The following is a 24308-nucleotide window of genomic DNA, read 5'->3' as shown; positions in this document are numbered from 1 at the left end:
TTCTGCTTTGAGTGGTAAGCAATTGAACTTAAGGGAACATTGGTTGTTGGCTTAAGCCTGTTGTTTCTTCAAAACCGAACGCGACGTTGAAGTTTTGTAGCGCCTGCCCGGCACTACCCTTGACCAAATTATCAAGCGCGGCGATCACTATTGCTCTACCCGGAATGCGGTCTTCAAACACATTGATAACGCACGAATTAGAGCCGCGCACCATGCCGGTTGAGGGCATTTTGCCTTCGCTCAACACCCTAACAAAAGGCTCGTTCGAATAAGCCGTTTCAAGCGCACTGCGCAAATCGGCCGCGGTTTTGCCATTCGATAGCTCTAAGTGCGCAGTGATCAATTCGCCCCGACTCATAGGGATAAGGTGGGGGGTGAAATTGACTTTGATCTCTTTGCCGGCGACGGCGCCGAGTTCTTGTTCCAACTCGGCAGTATGGCGATGGGCGCCGACGGCATAAGGAGAAAGACTTTCCCCTGCTTCGGCGGCGAGTGTATTTTGTTTCAGTCCCCTACCCGCGCCAGTTACGCCGGATTTCGCATCCACAATGATCGCGTCCACATTGATCAAATTGGCTTTGGCCAAGGGCAACAATGCCAACAGAACAGCGGTGGGGTAACAGCCAGGGCAAGCGATGATCCGCTTCTCCCGAATCGCGTCGCGATTGTGTTCCGTCAGTCCGTAGGCAGCGATTTCTTGCAGTTTTGGGTCAATATGGTCATTGCCGTACCAGTTTTTATACTGCGCCGGGTCTCTCAAGCGAAAGTCAGCGGACATATCCACAATCTTGGGCCGGTCGGTTTTTGTAATGATTTCACTTACAATTTTTTGGCTCGTTGCGTGTGGCAACCCGCAAAAAATAACGTCAAATTCTGCCCAATCTAGCTCTTCTGCCCGTTGCAAAGTTGGCAATTCAACCCCACCTAAGTGCGGAAACACGTCCTCTACGGCTTTGCCCGCATGGGTGTTTGCAGTTAGGGCCTTAAATTGAACATGTGGATGTAAGACACCTAATCGCATCAAATCAGCACCCGTATATCCGGATGCACCCAGCAGTGCGGCGTTGAGCTTCTGGCTCATGATACTTGCCCTCTTTGGTTGATTATGCGAAACAAATGTGTCCAATTGCGCTGTTCTATCTGCGCCGCATGGTGTTGTAAATGGTTCGATGTTTGGGCGCGGCGCTTCAAAAGCGCTGTGGAGTTATAGGAAGTGAGGTTTTGATGGCAAAACGCATTGCGATCGCCACGATCGGCACGCAAGGTGATGTCCAGCCATATGTTGCGCTGGCAGTTGCTCTTCGGGATCGAGGATATTCGGTTGTTCTGGGTGCGCCCAACGACTTTAAAGAGATGATTGAGACCGCAGGTCTCGAATTTTTCTCGCTTGGTCGAAACATTCAAGCCTTTGTAAAACAATCCAACTTGGATGAAGTCGTCACCAAAACACTACTGACGAGCGCGCCAAAACTGATGCGCCAGGGCCAAAAGATTGTGGAAATTGCCGCGCGCCGTTCATGGGAAATGGCCCAGGGTGCCGATTTGCTGATGGCAAATATGAACACCACCTTTTGCATCGATATCGGCGAAGCGTTGGACATTCCGGTGATCATGTCGGCGCTGCAGCCTCTTACTGCGACCAGCGAATTCCCAATTGTTGCTTATGACGGTCCCGATTTGGGCCCAGCATTCAATTATATTTCTCATGCGCCGATGAACTGGCAGCAGATGTTTTATGATTGGCCGCGCAATAAATTGCGCAAATCGTTGATGGGCATGGAACCACGCAAAAAGGGCGGGTTTTTCAAGGACAATCACGGGCATGATCTGCCTGCGCTTTACGCCTATTCATCCCAAGTTAGCCATCGACCGGACGATTGGCCCAAAACCGCCCACGTCACTGGCTACTGGCAGTTAAAAGACCAAGCTGACTGGGAACCAAGCGACAGTTTTAAAGAATTTTTGGCCAATGGCTCCGAGCCGATTTATGTCGGCTTTGGGTCGATGCCATTTGGTGCTGAGCGGAATACGCAGATACTGAAAGACGCCGTTGCTAAATGGGGGGGCCGTGTTGTTGTTGGGCGTGGTTGGGGCGGTATAAACCCGGAAGACTTGCCTGATACGATCTACGCCATTCGTCGCGCGCCGCATGACAAGCTGTTCAAATATGTGCGTGGCGTCGTGCATCATGGCGGCGCGGGCACCACATCTGCTGGGCTTCACGCTGGCAAGCCAACTTTTGTCGTGCCGCAAACAATGGATCAGCCATTTTGGGGTCGTCGGATACATGTGCTTGGCTGTGGCCCAAAGCCTGTGGCGTTGCGCAAGCTAACATCCGATGATTTGGCCTACGCTTTGCGCCAATTGGCAACCAATGAAGAATTCAAAAATAGCGCCGAGAATATGGCTGCAAAGCTGCGTGCGGAAGATGGCCGTGAGCGTGCTTGCGACATAATTGGTGATGTGATTGCCAATTACCAGCCGATTTCGTTGGGAAAAGGCAGTGCCGCGCGATAGCGGCACCACTTTAGCTGCAACACTTACTCGGCACCTGCGCTTTCGCGAATGAGGTAGCTATATGCAATTGACGCGATGGTGCTTGCTGCCAAGCAAAAAATTGCGATACCGAGATTGTAAGGTGCCGGGATACCGATCACCCCAACAAGCACCGCCGCGAGGCCCGCCAACATAAATATCCTGCCTGCAAATTGATGGGTCTTTGTCCAATTATCTTCGGAACTCAACGTCCATTTGGTTCGAATTCCGGACCATTTATTGCGCTGTGATTTTGGAAGGTAATTGCCAATAATGAGCAGCACAAAACCAACGAATAGGGTGCCAAACCGTGTGATATCAAGCCCCGGCCCGCTCGCCTGAATGACGATCATAAGCTGCGCGAAACACATGGCGGCAAAAGCGATTGTGACGCTTGCATTTACCAAAGATTTACCCGCTGCCTGCTCATTTTGAGATATGCGCGCGTTGTAAGCCATCGCGCCTATGACAATGAGTGAAGCTCCAATGGGCGCGATCAGAAGCGCGTATGATGCTGCCATAAGACTATCGGGCTGACCGAAAATATCCCAATGAACCGCCACTTGTTTATCCAATGGAATGTTGAACCAACCGTACCCGAACGCCAAGCCAATAGCGGTCAACATGGCCACGTTTAGTGGCGAAAAAACTCTAATCATCTTTGTTCCCTTCACTAAAATCGAGCAAATCGCTTAACGCCGTCTCCAAAACTGATGCGTTGAGGTGATACAGAATGGAATTGCCCTGTCTCGTGGTGCGCACAAGTTCGGCCTTTTTTAGCTTTGCGAAATGGGACGAGATGGTTGGCTTGGTCAGGTCAAACATACCCGCCAACTCACCCGCCGATTTTGGCCCCTGCTTGAGGGTTTTCACAATTTTGCGCCGCACGGGGTGCGACAAAGCTTCAAAGACAGAATTCATGACCACTCATCTATTTCGAATATCATCTAATTAGATACTAATCTAAATAGAGTCAAGCGGTGAAGCCTAAATTGTCTGAGAGGTGGTGTTTGAGGCCAATTAGCCGATCAACTTATCGGCCACGCAAAATAGGTTTTCAAAATTGGATATCACATGATCAGGACCATAAGTCTGTATGGGATGCTCAGAATATCCAAAGTCGACTGCAATTACGGGAATATTCGCGCGTTGTGCGGTGAGTATGTCGTTTTGCGTGTCACCGACCATGATCGCCTTTGAGCAATTTCCGCCAGCCAGTTCCACTGTGCGTATCAAGTGTCTGGGATCCGGTTTTTTGAATTTAAAACTACCAACGCCAGTGACAGCTGAGAACAGTTGGTCGATTTCCAGTTCAAGTAACAATTTCTCTGCAAGTTCAATCGGCTTGTTTGTACAAACTCCAAGCAACCATCCTTTGTCTGAGAATCGCTGGAGGCTGTCATTAACACCGGGATACAAGGCTGTCTCAACAGACATATTCTGCTGATAGTCAATGATGCTCTCGATGAACAGTTCTTCGATTAATTCTTGGTTTATCGGCATGCCCGCTTGCTGGATGGCATGCATGATCATCGCTCTTAGCCCTCCTCTGCCGGTCATGAACCCAACTTGGGTTGCCTCGACGCTCTTCACTTTGTGAAGGGCAAGCGTGCGATTTAGCGCTGCAACAAGGTCACTTAGCGTGTCAGCAAGCGTTCCATCTAGGTCAAAAACTATTGTCGGTTGTTGGCGCATATAGACCTTAAATGGTTGCGAATGTGCGAGCTTAACTCGGGTTTTACGCTATATAGCCTGTCTCTTGTTCTTCGCATTTTCACTCATAATATTGACGATGTTAGCAACCAACACAAGCACAGCGCCAAGAATAACAGGCCATTCAAACGCTTCCTGATAGAGCACAAATCCAATGAAAGCGATCAATGGCAACCGGACGAACTCTAGCGGTGTCACGACGGTAGCGGGTGCCAGATTGAGTGCATTTGTTATGCAGAAATGCGCCAGCAGCCCACACACGCCGATCAAGGCAACGAGCAGGATTTCAACGCCTTCAGGGATGGCGATTTGGCCATCAAAACCAGCGGATGCGGCACCAAGAACCGAATGCATGACAACCAGCCAAAACAGAATAGCAGTTGTTGATTGCGTGCCGGTAAGCTTTTTGGTCGCCATTGTCGTACCTGCGAAAAAGATAGCGCATGTCGCAGCGGCAATGATGGCAGGGTCGACGATAATGTTGTCAGGACGAGCTACGATTAAGATGCCTGTGAACCCTAATATGGCGGCAAAGATTTTGGTTGGCGTTAGGCGCTCACCCAGAAATATAGGCGCTAGAAGCACGACCCACAGAGGTGAGGAAAACTCAAATGCAAATAGTTGAGACAGCGGAACAATCGTGACCGCGTAAAACCACAGGTTCTGCCCCACGAAATGGCAGCTGTTCCGTATCAAATGTAGACGAAATTTTGAAAATCCGATGTCGCCTAACGTCCCGGCAAACTTTGCCACAGTCAACACGATGATGACGCCCAAAAATGAGCGATACATCATGATCTCAAATGTATCGAGCCGACCACCAAGTTCCCTACCCGCAATGGCCATAAGGGAAAAAGAAGACATTGCACCGACCATCCAATAGGCGGCCTTAAGGGGTTGGGACTGTGTCAAAATGGAAACCTAAATGTTTGAAGAGTTTTAGGCTAGCGCTTCAAAATGCAACTCGCAAGAACAGGTTGTTGATATTTGATACATAAAACAAAAAAAGGGCCAGCGAATGCCGACCCTTTTAAAAAGCAAGAAAAGTGCTTTGAAAATTAGCGCTTTGAGAACTGGAAAGAACGACGAGCTTTTGCGCGACCGAATTTCTTACGTTCAACAACACGACTATCGCGTGTTAGGAAGCCGCCTTTTTTCAAGACAGGACGAAGCGCAGGTTCAAAATGTGTAAGCGCTTTAGAAATACCGTGACGTACTGCACCAGCTTGGCCAGATAGACCGCCGCCAGAAACAGTAGCGACAACGTCGTACTGATCTTTACGTTCAGCAGCAATCACCGGCTGTTGTACAACCATTTGCAACACAGGACGTGCAAAATAAACAGGCATATCGCGGCCATTGATTGTGATCTTGCCTGAACCTGGTTTAATCCAAACACGAGCAACAGCATCTTTACGCTTGCCGGTTGCATATGCGCGGCCTTGTGCGTCAAGCTTTTGCTCATAAACAGGCGCGTCATTTTCAGTCGTTACAACTGTAGCTTCGCCCAATTCTTCGAGCGAGTTGATGGTCTCTTGTTCAGCCATGTTACTTCACCCGCTTGTTTTTAGGGTTGATAGATGCCACGTCCATTACTTCTGGACTTTGGGCTTCGTGTGGGTGCTCTGTACCGCCATAGACGCGCAAGTTTTTCAACTGCGCACGAGTCAATGGACCACCAGGCATCATACGCTCAATAGCTTTTTCCAACACACGTTCAGGAAAACGACCTTCAAGAAGATCGCGCATTGAACGCTCTTTAATACCGCCAGGGTGATTTGTGTGCCAGTAGAAGATTTTGTCGTCCATCTTCTTGCCGGTGTATTTCACTTTGTCAGCATTGATAACAATAACATTATCGCCACAATCCATGTGCGGTGTGAATGTTGGTTTGTGCTTGCCACGCAAACGTGTTGCGATGAAAGCTGCAAGGCGGCCAACAACCACCTCTTCAGCGTCGATCAAGATCCATTTTTTCTCGATCTCGCTCGGTTTTGCCGAGTACGTCTTCATTTCAAATTCCTTGAATTGGTAGGATTGAGACTTTGAGCGTTTCCCAAAGTTCACCCCGTTCGTCGTGCGATTTAGACAAGATTACACTCCTCGTCAAGCACAAAGTTTTTATTATTGTTTTTCAATAACTTAGTAATGAGGTATTTGAATACCGCTAATTTTGATGAGACATATCAGCGAGATAGGCCATGATTGTCGCCATTAAGATAAACGCTGTTGCCTGGTGCGCCAGAGCTAAGTGAATTGGCACCACATAAATAAGCGTCAAAATGCCGAGAACCACTTGGAGAACGGTCAAAACGGCAATGGAGATCATCCAGCCGTGTACCCCATCAAACTGAGTTTTGACCCACCCATGCCATGTTAGACCAACCACCACAGCAAATATGAAGTAGGCAAGCATGCGGTGAGAGAATTGCACCGTGATGATGTTTTCAAATAGGTTTAGCCAAGACGGCACGAGCATCAACATACCGTCAGGAACGAACTTCCCGTCCATAAGCGGCCATGTATTATGGGAAAAGCCTGCATCTAGCCCTGCAACAAACGCGCCTGCGATGATTTGAACAAAAACAAGGATGCCCAACCCGGACACCAATAAAGGCCAACCCTTTTGAACCCAAATCACTGTTGGTTCTCTTAGCCTACGCGCGACCCAGATCAAGGCCATCAACAAGATACACGCTGCACCTAGATGCGCGGCTAGGCGATATTGAGAAACGTCGACCCGATTGCTAAGGCCTGAGGACACCATCCACCAGCCTAAGAACCCTTGAAACCCGCCCAAGAAAAACAAAGTCGCCAGTGCGGGTGCCAATTTCCAATTCAGGCGCTTTTGAAACAAAAACACCAAAAATGGAAATAGGAATGCCAAACCAATTATACGGCCAAGGAAGCGGTGGCCCCATTCCCACCAAAAGATGCCCTTGAACTCTTCAAGCGACATGCCCTTGTTGATCTGCTGATATTCTGGAATTTGCTTGTATGCTTCAAACTCTGCGGTCCAGTCTTGGATATTCAAGGGTGGGATGGTGCCTGAAATCGGCTTCCATTGGGTAATGGATAGGCCAGAATCTGTGAGACGTGTCGCCCCGCCAACGACCACCATGAGCAAGACAAGCAACGCCATCACATAAAGCCAGATGCGTACCGGACGCAATTTAGCGTATGCGTTGGGAGCCGAAGAGGTGAGATCAATTGACGACATGCGCATTATGCCCTTGCTTGAGATAGACTTCGTGATAAATCGTTGGAAGCGAAACTGCAAGGGATCGCCAAGAAATCACATGCGATCATAATGACGCAGTGGGCTCATAGTGACGCAGTACATGCCACTCAAAGTGGATAGATGGGGATTACATTGACTTTACGACAGCGCAAATTTCTCGGCATTCCAATTATGATCGTGATCATCATTGTCTATGCAACGATTGGCATGTTGATTTATGAGCGGTTTCTAACGGGGGCGCACAATCTGATTTTGCTGGTCTATTTTGTTGTTGTAGGCACCGGTTGGTTTTTCCCAGCTGCGTGGACGATCAAATGGATGTCTGCGCGGCCGCACGAATTGCCGCCTAGTCAAGATTGACTTTTTTCATGCCGCTGTGCGCGGTAAAGATTGCGCCGGTTAAAAACACATCTAAAAATCGGCGTTTTTGGTATTTGCCATTCAACGATACACGCGGCAATGCGTTCGGGAATTGTGCGTTTTCGGCGTAAAGTCCACCCGGGCGCGTCGTGACCCCTGACGTGATATCCATCGACTTAACCGCGTCAAATTCACGTTTTGCTGCCGAAGCAGGACCGCCCAGTGGGTAGGAGAAGTGTGACGGCTTCTTACCTAACTTTTCGCCCAAAACCTCTACAGATTGCAAAATCTCACCGCGCATCTGATGTTCGGGTAATTTGGCAAGCTCTGGGTGATTCATTGTATGCGCACCGATTGTGCATAATGGCTCATCAACGAATATTTGCAGCTCTTCCCAGTCCATGATCAAGGCGCGGCAATGCTGAGTTAAATCTAGACCATATCGATGCGCCAGCTGGTGCAGCAATGCCAATCGCTTCTCTTCAGGCTGATTGCGCATATACCAATAGAGATGATCAAACGCTGCGTTTTTTTGCGGTATCGTTACTGATTCTAGAGTCTGTTCCCCCTCACCCAGATCAAACTTAATCTCATCATTTTCTCCAATGATATCTTCTAACGCCTGCCACCAAATCTCAGCTGTCGCGCTTGTGAGGTTGGGAGCGATGAACAGGGCGAACGGGCAATTATGTTTGCGCAAAACTGGCAAGGCGTGTCGTAAATTGTCTCTATACCCATCATCGAACGTAAAAACCGCAAACCGGTTTTCTTTTTCTGTAGATTTGAGACGTCGCAAAGCTTCATCCAAGTCAACGATATCCACCCCGAGATGACGGCAGCGCAAAATCGTTTGTTCAAGAAAATCAGGCGTGATCTGCAAGATCGCATTGGGCGAAAATTCCGCAGGCGTTGAAGGCAACACGCGATGCAAGGTAAAAATGATGCCTTTAGATGCGGAAAACTGGCGAATAAGAGCAGCCACACCGGGCAACGCGAAGACTTCCATTGCCAAATGGATTGCGTGATATTTCAAGGCGCTCACTATATTCCCCTGTCGGGTTAGGCGACATTAGTGTGGATTTTGGATTGCTCGATGCAGGTGATATTGCGAATGCCGAGTGCCCGAACATCGCCCATCAACGCTTCAAGCTGTTCCTGATCTGAGGTGTTTGTAACCAACAAAAGGGCTGGATCCAAATCCGCAAACGGAGCCAAAGGCGCACTTAGTCCCAAACGTCCGCATTCGACGATCACGTGATCGTAAATTTCGCTCAATGCATCCATCATCAAAGTGAAACGTTCACCTGAAAAATGTAGTCGGTCCTTGGTGCCCCATGGCACGTAATATTGCTCTTCTGTCGCGCCTTTACGAATAATCGAACCAAAATCAGCGTCACCGACGCACATGTCGGTTAACCCGGCCATGCGTAATTGGTCTGGTCCGCCAGCATTCACAACAATTGCAGTTCGTCCGTTTTGGGCAAGATATTGCAACAGCTCATCGGCAACCACACTGTCTGTGCGGGTTGGCGCAGCGTTTGTTACAAGTATAGTGCTCTCGCGATTGGCTATGATTTGCGCAGCCAATGCGGACATGGAGCCATTTGCTATTGCCGGAAGGTTTGCCTGCCCACTTATGTTGGCCCGTGCTTGAACGGTAGGTTCGGCAGGCGCAATCGGTGCGGCCGCAACGACTGGTGCCATATCTTGCAATTCATCATTTTCCATATCATGAATTTCTTCATGTATGTCTTGCGGTACATATTTTGGCTCAAGTGCTGGAGGCTGCTCCACATGGGATTGCGCAGCTTGGGCCTGTTCGGTTTGAGGTTGAGCGACAATTGGCGCTGCTTGCGCATATTCCGCTTGCTGCAGCTCGTCATCTTCCAACTCATGACGCACCGTGATTACATTTCCAGCGGCGAGTTCTGAAATGATCACCATGCCCAATTGCAAAACAACTGAAATCGAAGCCACGAGAATCAATAGAAGCGGCTTATTTGGCCAAGACGGTTTGCTTGGCGCTGATGCCGTCGAGATAATACGAACGTCAGGGAAGATGGCGCCAGTATTGGTCCTTGCTGTAGCTTCGCTCTGGCGCGCTAGGAAGGTGTTCAACAAATTACGTTTTGCGCTTGCTTCTCGCTCTAGCTCAGCAAGTGTCACACCGCTTCGTTCTGCACCCGAAGCTGTGAGTTTCAATCGCACTAGGTCATCGCGAAGTGACTTTTCCAACTCACCTTCAATTTGAGCCTGCGTATCCAGCGATTCTGCAATTCGACGACCTTCTCTTTGTATTTGCTGGTCGATATCGACAATCTGAGCATCAAGCGCTTGCAAAGTGGGGTGATTGCTCAACAAGGTCGCAGCAGATTGCGCACGCGACGCCTGAAAGTTGGCCTTTTGCTGAGACATGCGCTGAATAACTGGTGATTGGCGTACATCTGGAACAGATTCTAAACTTTGACCGCCGCGCAACAAATTGCGGATCAGGCGTGATCTAGTGGCTGCCGAATTCTTCCGTTCAGACACGGTACTAATTTGGCGCGAAAGGTCTGACAATTGCTGACCAATTAGTGTTGTGTCGCGCGTTGAGCGGAAAAGATCATTTTCCACCCGGAAATTGGCGACCCTATTCTCGGCGTTTACAACATCTATGCCTAAACTCTTAATTTCTTGATCCAACCATTTGGTTGCGTCAGACGTATCCGAGATCGCAAGGTCTGAGCGACGGTTGACCAATGCCTTAGCCAAGGCGTTAGCGACATCAGCCGCAATTTTTGGATCAGTCGATGAAAACTTAATCGAAATAACCCGGCTATCGCGCGCTTGAGCGGCAACCAATTTACTGGAAATCTTGGCAATGATTTTATTGTCGAGCGAAGAACTCGGCGCATCGGCGTTGCTTCCGCCAATCGAGAATAGCGCGAACACTAAGTCTAATGGTCCAGCACCCTTGCCCAAAAATTCTGGATTTGATCTTAGATCAAGATCATCAACAACACGGAGCAATGTTTCGCGCGACTTAAGCAACTGGATTTGACTGGCAATCGCTGCATTATCAACAGCAGACTGGTTCGTCGGGTTTGTGCGTGCGCCTGAACTTTGCGCAAAGCTGTCACTTCTGGGCTCTAAAAGAACACTCGCGTTGGATGTATATTCCTTGGTCATCAAGGAGGTGATCACAAAGGTCAAAGCGCATAGAATTGCCGTGATGATCACAATCCGCGGTAATGCACGCCAAATCGCACCAAAAAGCTGGTGGATGTTAAGTTGTACGTCTTCGTAGCTCTTAGCCCCGTTCTGGGTCATGCAACGATTCCTTCGCGGTCGAAAAAGTATTCCGTCCCCTTTTCGCCTACGTATAGTAAGAATTCAGTTAATTTTCGCTTTGGTTGCAGATGTGCAATGCGGACAGCCAAACAGCTATGCTCTGCATTTTTCCTGAAAATTAACCATAAGCCCCTCATAAGAAGGTCAGTAGTCGATTCTTAAAGGTCATTGTTATGCCATTGTTGCGTCCTGCGTTTTTGTTGGTTGTCTTGTTTCTTTCTGGATGTGCAGCCACATCTCGCGTTTCAACAAGTGACGATCCAGGTGTTTATTCAAACGCTGGGGCTTCATACCTATTGGATACTGGCGACGTTTTGCGCGTGACTGTTTACAACGATGCGCAACTAACAAGCCAATATGGTATTGACGATGCCGGCTACATTTCCATGCCGCTTGTTGGACGCGTTTATGCACGTGGCAAATCCGTTAGCCAAGCAGCCACATTGATTACCGCACGACTGGCCGCTGGCTATTTACGCGATCCTAATGTTGCCGTTGAAGTTGCGCAGTACCGACCGTTCTTCATTCAAGGCGAAGTGAAAACCTCCGGACAATTTCCGTTCATTTTCGGGATGAGTGTACGTGCTGCGATCAGCACAGCCGGTGGTTTCAGTGACACTGCGTCAAAAAACTCTGTCACCATCTATCGCCGCACCAAGACCGGTACTACGCAAATGCGCGCATCATTGGATACGCCAGTGCAACCCGGCGACACAATTGTTGTTCACGAGCGCTGGTTATAAGTCGCTCATAATCGGAATCTGAAAACATGGATAAGTCATTGCGCGTATTGCAAGTTTTGCGAGCGCCTGTGGGCGGATTGTTTCGCCATGTGTGCGATTTGGCAACGCAGTTGGATGAAAATGGCCATCAGGTGGGCATTGTTGTGGATGCCCTTTCCTATGACAGCGAAACCGAATTGAAGCTGGCTCAAATTTCGCCGCGCTTAAAGCTCGGCATTCACCCCATAGCCATTCCTAGGCTTTTCGGACCTCAAGACCTGCTGGCGCCCTTTAAGATAAGCAAGTTATTCGCGCAACACCAAATAGATGTTGTGCATGGTCATGGTGCCAAAGGTGGATTTCACGCTCGTTTGGCTGGGTGGAACAAACCTAAAGTCAAAAAGATCTATACGCCACATGGCGGAGCGTTGCATTTTTCTCAAACCTCAATGGCTGGTCGCATTTTTCATTTTTTGGAAAAGCGTCTTATCCCTCTAAGTGATCACATCATTTTCGAAAGTTCATACGCACAAAACACCTACAAAGCGCAAATCGGCGATGTTGGTGAAATTGGCAGTGTCATTCACAACGGGCTGTCCAGTACAGAATTCACGCCTATCCCCTCATCTGACGCGTATGATTTTGTTTTCGTGGGCGAAATGCGAGATCTAAAAGGCGTTGAATATTTGTTGCACGCTTTAAAGGGCGTAAAAACTGCACAAGGCGTGCAAGCCAAACTGTTGCTTATTGGCGATGGTCCACATCGCGCTCAATTTGAACAACTTGCAGGCGAACTTGGGCTCAATGATAGCGCAAAGTTCGTTGGGCCCCAGCCAGCAAAAAACGGGTTTGCAAGCGCTGACATCGTCATAGTGCCATCGCTCAAAGAATCCCTGCCCTATATCGTGATGGAAGCTGTGGCTGCTGGCAAACATGTCATCGCGACTGATGTAGGTGGAATTGGTGAAATATATGGCCCGGAGAAGGCTCAACTTATCCCGGCAGCCGATGTCGACGCGCTAAGGGGCAAAATGATCCAATCACTGGCTAACTCCAGCCAACAACAAAAACACCGCAACGCATTGTTCGACCATGTTCGCTCAAACTTCGTGATTGATAAAATGGCTGGTGAAATTACTGCTAAATATTTTGAACGATAGCAAATCATTAACCCTGATACTTCACCTCACTTTCACGCCTTTAAGATATTGTAATTCTTGAATAACTCGAATTTTCGCAGGAACCGCAAATGTATCGAATTGATCCCAAAGAAGTTGTCGCTGAAATGTTAAGTGAGCGCCAGCAAGCCGTTGCGGAGAGTTCGCTATCTAAACGGGCGAAGGAAATTGCTGCTCAACCAGTTGATCGCGCTATGTCGAGCAAGATCATTGTTGGCGTTGTTCAATCAATTGAATTCCTATTGATAGCCGTCTTAGGTTTGGCGATTTATTTCGCATATGTGAAGGATGGTGATTTATTTCATTATCTTACACTTAGCTTGGCAGCATCTGGGATTTCGCTTTTCGGGCAAAACCTTGTCAAAAACCATTCGATACAGAAATACCGCACAACACTGACCCAAGTTGGCCGAGCTTTAGCCGTATGGGCATCTGCCATTGTGTTGCTGGTTGCCGCGATATTTTTGCTAAAACTCAGTGAGTATTTTTCACGGGCCTGGATTTTGATCTGGCTGACGACAGGTGCCGCAACCTTGGTTTTTTACCGCATGGCGGTACGCAGTTTGATATTGCAGTGGACCAAAGCAGGCCGATTAAAAAGACGAACCGTGCTTGTGGGCGGTGGCCCAGAAGCTGAGGTGTTGATCAATGGCATCAAAAACTCAGCCCATAACGATATTGAACTATTTGGCCTATTTGACGACCGGGCAGACAAACGTTCCCCTGAACTCGTTGCTGACTGCCCAAAACTTGGCAAAGTGACTGACCTCGTAGAGTTTGCACGGTTGACCCGCATTGATTTGGTGATCGTGTCCCTGCCCGTTTCTGCAGAAACCCGCGTTTTGCATATGCTTAAGCAGCTTTGGGTTTTACCCGTGGATATTCGTTTGAGCGCGCACATGAGCAAGCTTAAGTTCAAATCCCGCGCCTATTCTTTTCTTGGTGATGTGCCGGTCTTTGATATGGCGGACAAACCAATTTCAGACTGGAACATCGTCGCCAAGTGGATTTTTGACATGGTGGTTGCGGCGGTCGCATTGGTGGTGTTTTCACCAATCATGTTGTTGACCGCAATTGCGATCAAGCTGGATAGCAAGGGCCCTATCTTCTTCAAGCAAAAACGTCACGGCTTCAACAATGAGCTGATCGAAATTTATAAGTTTCGCTCCATGCGCACAGAGAGTGCGGATGCACAAGCCAGTAAGCTGGTCACAAAAGATGACCCTCGTGTCACTAAGGTCGGCAAGTTTATCCGCAAAACATCGATTGACGAGCTGCCCCAGTTTTTGAATGTGTTGCGTGGGGAACTTTCAATTTGTGGGCCACGTCCACACGCCTTACAGGCAAAAGCCGAAGATCGCCTTTATCATGATGCGGTCGACGGCTATTTCGCGCGGCATCGGGTGAAGCCTGGAATTACCGGTTGGGCGCAAATTAACGGCTGGCGTGGTGAAACTGATACGGTTGATAAGATCATGCATCGAGTCAACCACGACCTCTACTACATTGAAAACTGGTCGATTTTCCTTGATTTGTACATCCTACTGATGACGCCGATTTCGTTGGTCAGCAAGAATGAAGGCGCATACTAACTCGGATTTCTTATGGCAGTTCAATCTGACTTCGGACATCAAGGCGTTAAAGTTAGCGGTGCGGCAATTGCCCACCGCTTAATGCTTATGCTGGTGCCTGTGTGGATTGTGGGCGGCGCTTTTGTGTTCTTTGAACCTTCGCCTTACGAACTTTTGTTTGTTGCTGTCTTCGGCCTAGCTTTGATCGCAGGATTACCCATAAGCCGGCGCACCAATAACTATTTGTTTGCCGTTCTGTTGTTCATTCCGCCAGCTTTTGTGGCCATCCTGCAGATGAAATACTCTACGCTGGATAAAGGTTTGATGTTTACGGTCGTTACCGTTTTTCTTCTGCTGACCGGGTATTTTGTCGCCAACTTTATTGCAGAAAAGCCATTTGAACGCACCAGCTTGATTGTAAAGGCATACATTGTTGCTGCCGTGTTTACAGCGCTGCTCGGCACTTTAGCCTATCTCGGCTTGTTGCCTGGCAAGGACTTCTTTTTACGATATGGGCGGGCAAAGGCATTGTTTAAGGACCCGAACGTATTTGGACCCTTTTTGATACTGCCTGCTGCGTATTTGGTTCAACGCATTTTGCTCAACAATCCTTTAAAGATGATTGGCAACGCAATCCTGTTGGGGATCATCTTTGTTGGCGTATTTGTGTCTTTTTCTCGAGGTGCTTGGGCGCACTTGTTGCTCACACTGGCGATTGTATTCGTTTTGAATTTTGCACTGGAAGCGACGGCGCGTGAAAAACTGCGCATGATCGGCCTAGCGCTTCTTGGTGTTTTTCTCTTGGTTTTATCCATTTTGGGGCTGCTGATGATCCCAAGCGTCGCGGAGTTGTTCACACAGCGCGCGACGCTGGTGCAAAGCTATGATAGCGGGGAGACAGGTCGTTTCGCCCGTCAGGCGTGGGGCTACGGACTGGCGCTCAACAATCCACTGGGGCTTGGGCCCTGGCAATTCGGCAACCTTTTGGTGAATGAGCAACCGCACAACACTTATCTTAAGGTTTTCCTTGATTATGGATGGCTCGGCGGTGGTGCGTTTGTGTGGCTAATTTTGATGACGCTTTGGCGTGCAGTCGCGTCGCTTGCGATCCCCTCACCCAACCGCTTGTTGATGATCCCTGCCTTCGCGACATTTTTGCCTTTGATTTTGGAGGCAGCCATTATTGACATTGACCATTGGCGGCATCTGTTTTTGATTATGGGCATGATTTGGGGTATTTCAGCGGGTTACGACGTTTATGCTGGCCAACGCAACATCCGACGTCTCCCGTAAACTAGCTGAAATTTTCTAGATACTTTTGCGCCAATGCTGCGCCTCTTGGCACAAAGTCACGTGCCAAGCTTTTTGCATAAGGGGTTTCCGCATGGGAGCCGATCCAAGCCGTTAGCGCCATACGCCTAAGCATGACAAACGTATCGATTTCTGCTTCGTCACTGGCAGACAATTGGCGTTGGGTGCGATAGCCTTTAAGCCAAGCCTGTTTTAGCTTTGGCACTTGAGGGCTGTCTTCGATGAATGAAATAGCCGCGGCGAAATCGTACAAGAACCAGCAAAATCCGCAATCGTCGAAGTCGATCAATTTGATCTGATCCCCATCGATCAAAAGGTTGGCCAACCGCATATCGGCATGGATCAGTCCATATCGCTGGGCTTCACTACCGAATGCCCTTAACCGCTTGCGCAGCAACACATCAACACGTTCAAAAACGGTATTGTAGTCGCTGACCATCCCCGGTGCCGTGCGCCAGTTGCCCCACAATCCATCTGGATCCAATATGGTGTTGGCTGACCATCGCAACCGCTCAAATCCTGCAGGTTTGACCCAATGTTGCGAATGATTGTGCGCTTTGGCTGCCAAAATGCCTAGCTCAACAAATGAGTTCTCGAGATCATCATCTGGACTTGGCTCAACGCCTGCCTCAAATTCAAAAAGAACCATAAAGTGTTCTTGTGCGTCAGCACCTACCGGGGCGCTTTGAACAAGTTGGTTGTTCAAACCGCGTAATGCGACGGGTGTTTTAATCTGTTCATCTGCCCGCAATGCTTTGCTCCAAGCCAGCTCCGACTGGATCGCATTTTTTGTATTATAGCCCGGGCGGTGAACGCGCAGAATTTTTCGTTGCCCATTGGGCATGTCGATCAGAAACGTCGCGTTTTCAGTGTGATTGATCAACTTAAACCGGGAATTCTGCAGGTTGGGCCAAAGATCGAAAGCCTTGGTCAATCCACTTCTGGAGATACCTGTATTTTCGATCAAACTCATGTCCATCCCAACCTTTGAGTTGGATGGCTAACCCAATTTGGGCAGGCTGTTAAGCCACAAACTTGGATAAACTGTTCTGTTTCGCAAAAAACGCAGTTTGAGCAGCTTGCGCATGCAGACGAATTTAGATAACAAAGCGTCAGTTCGGGGTGTAGCGCAGCCTGGTAGCGCATCTGTCTGGGGGACAGAGGGTCGTCAGTTCAAATCTGGCCACTCCGACCATTCACAAATTTATTTGGATGCCCATTTCGCATGCCTGTGGTCAATCCGATTCATATTCGTTTGATGATGTTTCACGACCGATGAAATTCCGAATTGCAACGAAAAAGGCGCCCCGGAAATTCCAGAGGCGCCTTTGATTTTGAGGTCGATAAGTGCGGCTAGAATTCAGCCCAATCTTGACCAACTGCTACTTTGCTGGCTGGGGCTGGACTAGGTGCAGCAACTGCCGCTTTTTCACGTAATTCATGACCAGCATCTCTTAGCTTGTCTACAGCACGATCGTTTAGCTTGAAGACATCGACAATGCGATCCAGGTCGCTGGCCTGTGTCTCGGTTTGTTCGATTGCGGCGTTTGTTTCTTCAACGAGTGCCGCATTGTGTTGGGTCATTTCGTCCATCTCACGAACCGCAGCGGTCACTTCATCAATTGAGAATGCTTGATCGCGACTGTTATCAGCAATGCCTTCCATCAATGCGGTGTTTTCTTTAACACCATCTAGCATTGTAGAGAGTCGTCCTGCAGCATCCGCGACCAACTTAGAGCCGGTTGCAACTTCTGATGCACTTTGCTCGACCAACTGCTTAACTTCATTAGAAGCTTCTGCTGCGGATTGAGCCAAACGACGAACTTCGATCGCAACAACTGCAAATCCCTTACCGGCCTCACCTGCCCTTGCAGCTTCAACTGAAGCGTTAAGCGCTAGCAAGTTGGTTTGGAAAGCAATGTCATCAATCATACCGATAATGTTTGAGATTTTTGAAGAAGACGATGTAATACGCTCCATAGCAGAACTAGCCTGCGACATAGCATCACCACTCTCTTCGGCCGTTTTTCTAACCTCTTGCGCTTTGCTCGCACCAGTCTGTGCTTGCTTTGTATTGCTGGTCACTGTGGTTGAGAGCTGTTCCATTGCAGCAGATGTTTCTTCAATCATCGCTGCTTGCTTGGTTGTTCGATCAGAAAGATCGTTTGCGCCAGAAAGGATCTCACTCGTCGCTGATTTGAGACCAGATGAGGTTTCTTTTAGTTCGCCGACAATATCTGAAAGCTTATCAGCAACAAGGTTGGTGTCATCCTTTAGACGCTGGAACGCACCGTGATAATCGCCTTCAACCCGAATGGTCAGATCAGTATTGCTTAATGCAGAAAGTACTTTTCCTGTTTCATCCAACCCAGAGTCCACTGTGGATACCAAGTTGTTTACAGAAGCAGCCAATTCATTGAGTTCTGCGTCAGGGAAGTCTGCAGGAACGCGTTTGCTGAAATCACCGGCGATGGCTGCGTCAACAACTTCACCGAATGCAGATCGCAAGTCGCCCATCATCGTTGCATGTTCGAGTTTACGTTGAGCGTCTGCTTGCTCCTCTTCACTGGAAAGCGCAGCCACTCGGATTGCGTTTTTCTTAAACACTTCAACCGCGCGGGCCATCGCACCAATTTCATTGCTCGCATCCAAGCCCTTAACCTCAACATCCAAATCGCCACCAGCGAGTTTGGACATTGTGTTGGTCAGTCCTTGAACGGGAACCGAAATTAGCTTGCCTATGACGAACGCTAAGATTGCACCAAACACGATAGCAACGATTGAGATGGTCAATGTTACAGTTACTGACTGACTAACCTCTGCAGAAGCCTGTGGGCCGAGTTCATCTTGCAACGCTTTATTGGCAAGTTTGAGATCTTCCATCTCTGTCGCCATTTGAGGGCCGATTACGTCCAAAGTACCTGTGATGATAGCATTACGGTCTGTGATGACCGAAATAACTTCGTTGAACGTCGCTGTGTATTCGCCAGCCAACGCCATAACTGATTTCGCAAGTTTATTGCGTTGAGGGTTTTGAAGTTCTTTGAGCATTTCCGCGGATTGTTTTTCAAAATCTGAAAGCTCTGCGTTTGCACGTTCACCACTTGCCTCCAAATTGTCCACCAAATAGCGGTTTGAATATAGACGTGCCAGCAATAGTGAGCGCAATGCGGAACCAGCCATGAAACTTGCCTGCGCATCATCGTCTTTAAACGCACTCTTCATAATGGATGTAAGGTCTTTTTCAGCCTTAGGTCCAACCGTATTCAATATATTGACTAGCTTATTACGTTCCTGAACAAACACAGTCACTTGTTCGAAGGAGCTGTCATATTGTGCGATACCCGCCTGCAGATCTTTCACGACCTGCAATGCTTCAGGACGATCAAACAGCGTCATGCTTTCGTCAATAAGAGTGGAAACTGATGCTAGGCGCTTTCGAACTTCTTCGGCCGCTTCTTCCGTATTTTTGAGCAGAAAATCCTTTGCCGCAAGTCTAGCAGAAAGCAAATTGGATTGAATGCGTCCCAGTTGATTGGTCTGAATTGCGTAACTACGGTATTGCTTAAAGTTACTATTTGCACTGGACAGGCCATCGTATGCAAAATATGCAACCCCCACCAACAAAACGAGTACCAGAGAAAACCCTAAGGCTATCTGCCGTGAAACTTTGATGTTTGAGATAGACAGTTTGGAAAAAAGTGTCTTGGACCCCGTAGTATTTTTGACTTGCTCGCTCATATAACCCCAACCTAGTTTTTCACCTGTAATTCCAGCTAAAACATCACAAGAATCCATCGCTTCTTCGGAAAGCGACCTTTTGATATTCGAGCCACACCACATAACTATTCAAATGTATAAATATGTATGGTGAACGAAATATTAAGTGTTTCTTGCGCTTGCTCGAACACAGAATGCAGGAATTATGAACAATATTTCAAAGGGGTACGGAAAACACCAAAAGACGTCACAATTTACATGACAATCAGAAGGTTACATCAATTTGTGGGAGGAATTAAAGTCCGCTAGTTTAACGGCTCTTCTGTCGCCTTGTCTAAAATCCGTTTGCACTCTAGCAATTCATGCAACGCCTCATTGAGCCGGGCACGTGAATAAGTGTCTATAACTGAGCCGGATGTGGCAACTTCTGGGGCAGTAATTTGAGGAGTGGTCACCATTTCATCGCCAGCACCTGCCGACGTTACAGTTTCAATAGCGCCGGTTTCGCCAATCGTAATGACGTGGCGTGCGCCGTTTTCTTTGAGGATTTTTTGAACGCCTTTGATCGTAAATCCTTCATCATAAAGAAGGAAACGAATGCCACGCAGCAGCTGCACATCATCGGGACGATAATACCGCCGCCCACCACCACGTTTAAGCGGTTTGATCTGGGAAAATCGCGTCTCCCAAAACCGCAATACGTGTTGAGGCAAGTCAAGCTCTTGTGCCGCTTCCGAGATTGTACGAAATGCGTCAGGCGACTTTTCCAACGGCTCCACCCTTTAAATTCTGAAACGCGATTATTGTTATTTTTTAGCGCTCAGCATCTTGTCATTGATTTTTGATTTCAAAACATTGCTTGGTTTAAACACCAAAACACGTCTTGGCAAAATCGGCACTTCTTCGCCCGTTTTAGGGTTGCGGCCAATTCTTTCATTCTTCGATCGAACTAAAAATGAACCGAAAGATGAAAGCTTGACGCTTTTACCCGCCACAAGTGAATCACTCATCAAATCCAATACGCGTTCGACCAAATCCGAGGATTCTGCCCGCGATAGACCAACCTGCTGATACACTGCCTCACTTAGGTCAGCGCGTGTTAAAGTTTTCCCTGCCATATCCGCTCCGCAATGCATTTCAATATGTTAACGAGCATAGATGCGACATTTCATCTGGTCAATGACCAAGAAGAAACATGCGTTACGCTCTACCACCTAACCAGTGACGCACCCCATGTAAAACCACCACCCATGGCTTCTAACATAACCAAATCGCCCTGCTTTATGCGTCCATCTTCAACGCCTATGCTCAGCGCCATGGGCACTGATGCGGCGGAAGTGTTCGCATGCTTGTCGACGGTAACGATGACTTTTTCAGCAGGAATTTTCAATTTTCTGCCAGCGCCATCAATTATCCGCTTGTTTGCTTGATGGGGAACGAACCAATCCAAATCGCTCGGCTCTACGTTCGCTTTTTCGAACGCACCTTCAACCACATCAGAAATCATACCCACCGCATGGCGAAAAACTTCTTTTCCTTCCATGCGGACGAAACCAACAGATTTCGTGAGTGAGGGGCCGCCATCGACATAAAGTTTTCGCCAATGTTCGCCATTTGAACGCAAGCAGTTTGATAAAACGCCGCGATCACCTTCAGTGTTGTCAGGAACAGCCTCAACAACCATCGCACCTGCGCCGTCGCCGAATAACACACAGGTGGTGCGGTCTTCCCAGTCTAAAAGACGTGAGAAGGTTTCTGCACCAATGATTAGGGCTTTGGTGCCCAATCCATTTTTCAAGTAGCTGTCAGCTGTCGCGACCGCATAAACAAAACCAGAGCATACGGCCTGAATATCAAAAGCAGCGCCTTGAGTGATGCCTAGTTTTTCTTGAACTAGCGCCGCTGTCGCTGGAAACGTGCGGTCAGGCGTTGTGGTGGCCAGAATAATCAGGTCGATTTCGCTGGCATCCATTCCGGCGGCAGCTAACGCGTTTTTAGCGGCGTTTAAAGCCAGATCAGACGTTTGCTCGTCGTCACCCGCTATATATCGCTGTTCGATGCCTGTGCGTTGCACGATCCATTCGTTGGATGTATCAACCGTTTTGGCTAGTTCCGTGTTTGTGACCACATTTTTGGGCAAATGATGCCCCACACCCCGAACAACTGTTTTTACCCCACTCACGCTGACGCTACCTCACCATCATTTTCGCCATCCGATGCCGCTTTTTGGGCCTCTTGGTCAGGCGTTTCAAACTGTTTCAAACCTTCACCGATTTTATCCATCAGTCGGTTCTGTGCCATTTCATATGCAACCCCGAGCGCGCTTTTAAAGCCCACTTCGTCCGTGCCGCCATGGCTTTTAATCACGATGCCATTTACACCCAAAAATACGGCACCATTGACGTTTCTTGGGTCCATTTTGTCCCGCAATGTCCGCAATCCGCCAGAAGCAAGCAGAGCGCCCAATTTGGAAACCCAACTTTGAGTGAGTGCGGTGCGCAAATATGTAGCGACCTGCCGGGCTGTGCCCTCAGCGGTCTTTAGCGCAATATTGCCGGTAAAGCCTTCAGTAACGACAACATCAACCGTGCCTTTGCCAATATCATCACCTTCAACAAAGCCGTGATATTGATATCCGCGACCTGTATGGGAGCTTAGCTCCTTCGCAGCATCTTTTACCGCTTCTAAGCCTTTTACTTCTTCCGTACCAACATTGAGCAAACCAATTGTTGGTTCTTTCATATCAAACAGGGAGCGGGCCATTGCAGCGCCTAGAATTGAAAAATCGATAAGTTGTTTCGCGTCGCCACCCACGGTCGCGCCAACATCGAGCACAACGATTTCTGTGCGTAGCGTGGGCCAAACCGCAGCTAAGGCCGGACGGGAGATGCCCTCCATGGGGCGCAGGCAAAATGTTGCCATCGCCATCAACGCGCCGGTATTGCCGCCTGAAATTGCGGCATCCGCTTCCCCATCTGCAACGGATTGCAACGCATTCCACATTGAGGACTTGCCACGCCCTTTGCGCAGGGCCTGAGATGGCTTTTCGTCCATCGAAACAACATTGTCGTTGTGCCGAATCTCGGATACTGCCTGCAAATCGCTGTATTTTTGAAGCAAAGGTGCCAATTCATCTTCACGCCCATGAAAGATGTAGCGGGTGTTGGGTCGCTCAAGAAGAGACATTTTTGCCCCCAAAAGGACGATCTCTGGACCATTGTCGCCACCCATGGCGTCGACTGAAATTGTTATATTTTTTGCCATATTCGCTTTGGTTTTTTTAGCAAAACTGCTCGACAGCTTATCTATGTATAAGCCCCGTACAAGCTTTTTCGCACCTTTGTCGACCGATTAATCTGACTTCTTTAGTGCCGCGAGTGCAGCAAACGGTGATTTCTCCGCCGGTTCATCATCGATATTCAATTCAGGCAACACTGCGCCATCCTTTTTTGGATATGGATTGATGGATAACAAAAACTGCTCAAGTACAAATTCACTCAAGTCGATTTTGTCTTCATTAAACCATTCATTGTCTGCACTTGCCTCAAGATCAATGAACACTTCCCCATTTGAGGTCACATCCATTTCAGGCTCTTCACCCCGCATAAAGATGCGTCGCATCTCAATGTCGATATTCTCATCTACTGGTTCAAGGGTTATGACACATGGTTGTTGCAGTGAGGCGACTAATTTGCCAGTTGCTTCATATCCACCTCTGATTGGGCGTAATTCGACATGACCGACAAATTTACTAACCTGCGACGCTGGAGAATTCTGCGTCAACCAAGCCAATCCCTCTTCGTCGGCGTCAAAGTCGTATTTTCGCCCCTCAACAGATATCTCATCAAGTCTGGCCACAATGTCCAGAAGTAGAGTTAGGCTATGGGTGCGTCGTTCTTGTTTGTCGCTCATTATCAATTGCTCATCATTTATTACTTGTATTAATTGGCCAACGCTATTTGGCCAAATAGCTGGATTGTGATTGTTCAGGGCTCAAAAAATTTAGCAAGCCTTGCAAAAATTCATTTTGCCCTTCCAAATACCCCACCTGCCCGATGGTGTATTTTGCCAACTCTTCAGCGCATTTTGAGTTTTCTTCGTTGTAGAGATTTCGGTCTAACGCTGCCGTCAGCCCATCAATATCTTTTTCATCAAGTGCGCCTTTAACCGCGCCCAACAACCCGTAGAACACCTCACCCATCTTTTTTACTTTTTTGGGTACGGTGATATCACCAACGCCCATTTCGCGCAGAGATCTATCCATGTCTTTGAAAAACAAGTCAAATAATGATTGGGCAAATTTGCGTTGTTCTACATCACCCTTGTGTAATCGATGAAAAACAAGCGACATATGTAAGGCGATCATATCGAAGCGGCCGGTTACATTGTCTGCTATATCATAGGATAAATAGAAATCGGGATGCCGAGATTGTGCCACAATGATATTGTAGGCAGCTAGCGCTGCTTCGGCATATGGGTCTTTTCTAAAGGGATTGAAAATCATTGGTTTGTCGTAGGTTCCGCTGCAGGTCGAATTTTTTAAGTTCTATCTGTGACTTGCCATGTTACGACTTAGGCAGCTAAACAGATTTGGAATGCGCGTATCAAGTTGCGCCGATTTGTC

24 protein-coding genes and 1 tRNA gene are annotated in these 24308 nt (G+C 48.3%); 7 read left to right on the top strand and 18 right to left on the bottom strand.

Annotated features, from left to right (window positions below; all coding sequences use genetic code 11):
• Positions 1-28: 28 nt before the first annotated feature.
• Entirely contained in the window at positions 29-1081 is a 1053-nt protein-coding gene (argC, locus tag ACSHWX_RS09870) for an N-acetyl-gamma-glutamyl-phosphate reductase (RefSeq protein WP_435668045.1), read from the bottom strand.
• Positions 1082-1224: 143 nt separating this feature from the next.
• Here argC and ACSHWX_RS09865 point away from each other — a divergent pair, with 143 nt between their 5' ends.
• The gene (locus tag ACSHWX_RS09865) at positions 1225-2517 is read left to right on the top strand and encodes a glycosyltransferase (protein ID WP_435668044.1); all 1293 of its coding nucleotides are present in this window, start codon (positions 1225-1227) and stop codon (positions 2515-2517) included.
• Positions 2518-2540: 23 nt separating this feature from the next.
• On the opposite strand, the gene ACSHWX_RS09860 is transcribed toward ACSHWX_RS09865, so the two are convergent.
• The 7 genes from ACSHWX_RS09860 to ACSHWX_RS09830 form a co-directional block, all read right to left on the bottom strand.
• Positions 2541-3194, bottom strand: a complete 654-nt coding sequence (locus ACSHWX_RS09860; protein ID WP_435668043.1) for an SdpI family protein — start codon at positions 3192-3194, stop codon at positions 2541-2543.
• Positions 3187-3456: an autorepressor SdpR family transcription factor gene (locus tag ACSHWX_RS09855; RefSeq protein WP_435668042.1), complete on the bottom strand. Its 270-nt coding sequence runs from the start codon at positions 3454-3456 to the stop codon at positions 3187-3189. The genes ACSHWX_RS09860 and ACSHWX_RS09855 overlap by 8 nt, the downstream gene beginning before the upstream one ends.
• Before the next feature lie 99 nt (positions 3457-3555).
• Positions 3556-4230, bottom strand: coding sequence for an HAD-IA family hydrolase (locus tag ACSHWX_RS09850; RefSeq protein ID WP_435668041.1), 675 nt, complete (start codon positions 4228-4230; stop codon positions 3556-3558).
• Positions 4231-4278: 48 nt separating this feature from the next.
• Complete coding sequence (locus ACSHWX_RS09845) at positions 4279-5160, bottom strand: DMT family transporter (RefSeq protein WP_435668040.1); 882 nt, start codon at positions 5158-5160, stop codon at positions 4279-4281.
• Between the two features lie 146 nt (positions 5161-5306).
• The gene (rpsI, locus tag ACSHWX_RS09840) at positions 5307-5795 is read right to left on the bottom strand and encodes a 30S ribosomal protein S9 (protein WP_435668039.1); all 489 of its coding nucleotides are present in this window, start codon (positions 5793-5795) and stop codon (positions 5307-5309) included.
• A gap of 1 nt (position 5796) precedes the next feature.
• A complete protein-coding gene (rplM, locus tag ACSHWX_RS09835; RefSeq protein ID WP_435668038.1) occupies positions 5797-6261 on the bottom strand; it encodes a 50S ribosomal protein L13 in 465 nt (154 codons plus the stop codon).
• 154 nt (positions 6262-6415) lie between these two features.
• Positions 6416-7468: a COX15/CtaA family protein gene (locus tag ACSHWX_RS09830; protein WP_435668037.1), complete on the bottom strand. Its 1053-nt coding sequence runs from the start codon at positions 7466-7468 to the stop codon at positions 6416-6418.
• A gap of 153 nt (positions 7469-7621) precedes the next feature.
• On the opposite strand from ACSHWX_RS09830, the gene ACSHWX_RS09825 reads away from it, so the two are divergent.
• Positions 7622-7849 (top strand): DUF2842 domain-containing protein, encoded by a 228-nt coding sequence (locus ACSHWX_RS09825; protein ID WP_435668036.1) that lies wholly within the window; start codon positions 7622-7624, stop codon positions 7847-7849.
• Here the strand turns inward: ACSHWX_RS09825 and ACSHWX_RS09820 are convergent.
• Both ACSHWX_RS09820 and ACSHWX_RS09815 read right to left on the bottom strand, forming a co-directional pair.
• Positions 7836-8891, bottom strand: coding sequence for a polysaccharide deacetylase family protein (locus ACSHWX_RS09820; RefSeq protein WP_435668035.1), 1056 nt, complete (start codon positions 8889-8891; stop codon positions 7836-7838). The genes ACSHWX_RS09825 and ACSHWX_RS09820 overlap by 14 nt on opposite strands.
• Positions 8892-8908: 17 nt before the next feature.
• The gene (locus ACSHWX_RS09815) at positions 8909-11161 is read right to left on the bottom strand and encodes a Wzz/FepE/Etk N-terminal domain-containing protein (RefSeq protein ID WP_435668034.1); all 2253 of its coding nucleotides are present in this window, start codon (positions 11159-11161) and stop codon (positions 8909-8911) included.
• Positions 11162-11355: 194 nt separating this feature from the next.
• On the opposite strand from ACSHWX_RS09815, the gene ACSHWX_RS09810 reads away from it, so the two are divergent.
• The 4 genes from ACSHWX_RS09810 (at position 11356) to ACSHWX_RS09795 (ending at position 15946) form a co-directional block, all read left to right on the top strand.
• On the top strand, positions 11356-11925 hold the full coding sequence (locus tag ACSHWX_RS09810; protein ID WP_435668033.1) for a polysaccharide biosynthesis/export family protein: 570 nt from the start codon (positions 11356-11358) through the stop codon (positions 11923-11925).
• 26 nt (positions 11926-11951) lie between these two features.
• Positions 11952-13064 (top strand): glycosyltransferase, encoded by a 1113-nt coding sequence (locus ACSHWX_RS09805; RefSeq protein WP_435668032.1) that lies wholly within the window; start codon positions 11952-11954, stop codon positions 13062-13064.
• A gap of 89 nt (positions 13065-13153) precedes the next feature.
• Complete coding sequence (locus ACSHWX_RS09800; protein ID WP_435668031.1) at positions 13154-14674, top strand: undecaprenyl-phosphate glucose phosphotransferase; 1521 nt, start codon at positions 13154-13156, stop codon at positions 14672-14674.
• Positions 14675-14686: 12 nt separating this feature from the next.
• Positions 14687-15946: an O-antigen ligase family protein gene (locus tag ACSHWX_RS09795; RefSeq protein WP_435668030.1), complete on the top strand. Its 1260-nt coding sequence runs from the start codon at positions 14687-14689 to the stop codon at positions 15944-15946.
• A 1-nt stretch (position 15947) separates the two neighbouring features.
• Here the strand turns inward: ACSHWX_RS09795 and ACSHWX_RS09790 are convergent, their stop codons facing one another.
• Positions 15948-16937, bottom strand: a complete 990-nt coding sequence (locus ACSHWX_RS09790; RefSeq protein ID WP_435668029.1) for a phosphotransferase enzyme family protein — start codon at positions 16935-16937, stop codon at positions 15948-15950.
• A 145-nt stretch (positions 16938-17082) separates the two neighbouring features.
• On the opposite strand from ACSHWX_RS09790, the gene ACSHWX_RS09785 reads away from it, so the two are divergent.
• Positions 17083-17159, top strand: a tRNA-Pro gene (locus tag ACSHWX_RS09785).
• 158 nt (positions 17160-17317) lie between these two features.
• Here ACSHWX_RS09785 and ACSHWX_RS09780 read toward each other — a convergent pair.
• The 7 genes from ACSHWX_RS09780 to ACSHWX_RS09750 form a co-directional block, all read right to left on the bottom strand.
• Positions 17318-19705, bottom strand: a complete 2388-nt coding sequence (locus ACSHWX_RS09780; RefSeq protein ID WP_435668028.1) for a methyl-accepting chemotaxis protein — start codon at positions 19703-19705, stop codon at positions 17318-17320.
• A gap of 284 nt (positions 19706-19989) precedes the next feature.
• Positions 19990-20454: a MerR family transcriptional regulator gene (locus ACSHWX_RS09775; protein ID WP_435668027.1), complete on the bottom strand. Its 465-nt coding sequence runs from the start codon at positions 20452-20454 to the stop codon at positions 19990-19992.
• A 36-nt stretch (positions 20455-20490) separates the two neighbouring features.
• Positions 20491-20802, bottom strand: a complete 312-nt coding sequence (locus ACSHWX_RS09770) for an integration host factor subunit alpha (RefSeq protein WP_435668026.1) — start codon at positions 20800-20802, stop codon at positions 20491-20493.
• 89 nt (positions 20803-20891) lie between these two features.
• A complete protein-coding gene (locus ACSHWX_RS09765; protein ID WP_435668025.1) occupies positions 20892-21866 on the bottom strand; it encodes a beta-ketoacyl-ACP synthase III in 975 nt (324 codons plus the stop codon).
• Positions 21863-22948 carry a phosphate acyltransferase PlsX gene (plsX, locus tag ACSHWX_RS09760; protein WP_435668024.1) on the bottom strand — a complete coding sequence of 362 codons (1086 nt, stop codon included), beginning with the start codon at positions 22946-22948 and terminating at the stop codon, positions 21863-21865. The genes ACSHWX_RS09765 and plsX overlap by 4 nt, the downstream gene beginning before the upstream one ends.
• Before the next feature lie 87 nt (positions 22949-23035).
• Positions 23036-23596 carry a YceD family protein gene (locus ACSHWX_RS09755; RefSeq protein WP_435668023.1) on the bottom strand — a complete coding sequence of 187 codons (561 nt, stop codon included), beginning with the start codon at positions 23594-23596 and terminating at the stop codon, positions 23036-23038.
• Positions 23597-23639: 43 nt separating this feature from the next.
• Entirely contained in the window at positions 23640-24188 is a 549-nt protein-coding gene (locus ACSHWX_RS09750; RefSeq protein ID WP_435668022.1) for a ubiquinol-cytochrome C chaperone family protein, read from the bottom strand.
• Between the last annotated feature and the right edge of the window lie 120 nt (positions 24189-24308).

This window comes from Maritalea sp., from assembly GCF_051251695.1.
In the GTDB taxonomy this organism is placed as follows: domain Bacteria; phylum Pseudomonadota; class Alphaproteobacteria; order Rhizobiales; family Devosiaceae; genus Maritalea.
The sequence above is the reverse complement of the archived record's forward strand: the minus strand, read 5'-3'. Positions and strand labels throughout refer to the sequence as shown.

Excerpts from the sequence above, each read along its gene's own strand:
- argC (WP_435668045.1), bottom strand. The coding sequence starts at position 1,081 with ATGAGCCAGAAGCTCAACGCCGCACTGCTGGGTGCATCCGGATATACG.
- ACSHWX_RS09865 (WP_435668044.1), top strand. The coding sequence starts at position 1,225 with ATGGCAAAACGCATTGCGATCGCCACGATCGGCACGCAAGGTGATGTC.
- ACSHWX_RS09860 (WP_435668043.1), bottom strand. The coding sequence starts at position 3,194 with ATGATTAGAGTTTTTTCGCCACTAAACGTGGCCATGTTGACCGCTATT.
- ACSHWX_RS09855 (WP_435668042.1), bottom strand. The coding sequence starts at position 3,456 with ATGAATTCTGTCTTTGAAGCTTTGTCGCACCCCGTGCGGCGCAAAATT.
- ACSHWX_RS09850 (WP_435668041.1), bottom strand. The coding sequence starts at position 4,230 with ATGCGCCAACAACCGACAATAGTTTTTGACCTAGATGGAACGCTTGCT.
- rpsI (WP_435668039.1), bottom strand. The coding sequence starts at position 5,795 with ATGGCTGAACAAGAGACCATCAACTCGCTCGAAGAATTGGGCGAAGCT.
- rplM (WP_435668038.1), bottom strand. The coding sequence starts at position 6,261 with ATGAAGACGTACTCGGCAAAACCGAGCGAGATCGAGAAAAAATGGATC.
- ACSHWX_RS09830 (WP_435668037.1), bottom strand. The coding sequence starts at position 7,468 with ATGTCGTCAATTGATCTCACCTCTTCGGCTCCCAACGCATACGCTAAA.
- ACSHWX_RS09815 (WP_435668034.1), bottom strand. The coding sequence starts at position 11,161 with ATGACCCAGAACGGGGCTAAGAGCTACGAAGACGTACAACTTAACATC.
- ACSHWX_RS09810 (WP_435668033.1), top strand. The coding sequence starts at position 11,356 with ATGCCATTGTTGCGTCCTGCGTTTTTGTTGGTTGTCTTGTTTCTTTCT.
- ACSHWX_RS09805 (WP_435668032.1), top strand. The coding sequence starts at position 11,952 with ATGGATAAGTCATTGCGCGTATTGCAAGTTTTGCGAGCGCCTGTGGGC.
- ACSHWX_RS09800 (WP_435668031.1), top strand. The coding sequence starts at position 13,154 with ATGTATCGAATTGATCCCAAAGAAGTTGTCGCTGAAATGTTAAGTGAG.
- ACSHWX_RS09795 (WP_435668030.1), top strand. The coding sequence starts at position 14,687 with ATGGCAGTTCAATCTGACTTCGGACATCAAGGCGTTAAAGTTAGCGGT.
- ACSHWX_RS09790 (WP_435668029.1), bottom strand. The coding sequence starts at position 16,937 with ATGAGTTTGATCGAAAATACAGGTATCTCCAGAAGTGGATTGACCAAG.
- ACSHWX_RS09780 (WP_435668028.1), bottom strand. The coding sequence starts at position 19,705 with ATGAGCGAGCAAGTCAAAAATACTACGGGGTCCAAGACACTTTTTTCC.
- ACSHWX_RS09770 (WP_435668026.1), bottom strand. The coding sequence starts at position 20,802 with ATGGCAGGGAAAACTTTAACACGCGCTGACCTAAGTGAGGCAGTGTAT.
- plsX (WP_435668024.1), bottom strand. The coding sequence starts at position 22,948 with ATGGCAAAAAATATAACAATTTCAGTCGACGCCATGGGTGGCGACAAT.
- ACSHWX_RS09755 (WP_435668023.1), bottom strand. The coding sequence starts at position 23,596 with ATGAGCGACAAACAAGAACGACGCACCCATAGCCTAACTCTACTTCTG.
- ACSHWX_RS09750 (WP_435668022.1), bottom strand. The coding sequence starts at position 24,188 with ATGATTTTCAATCCCTTTAGAAAAGACCCATATGCCGAAGCAGCGCTA.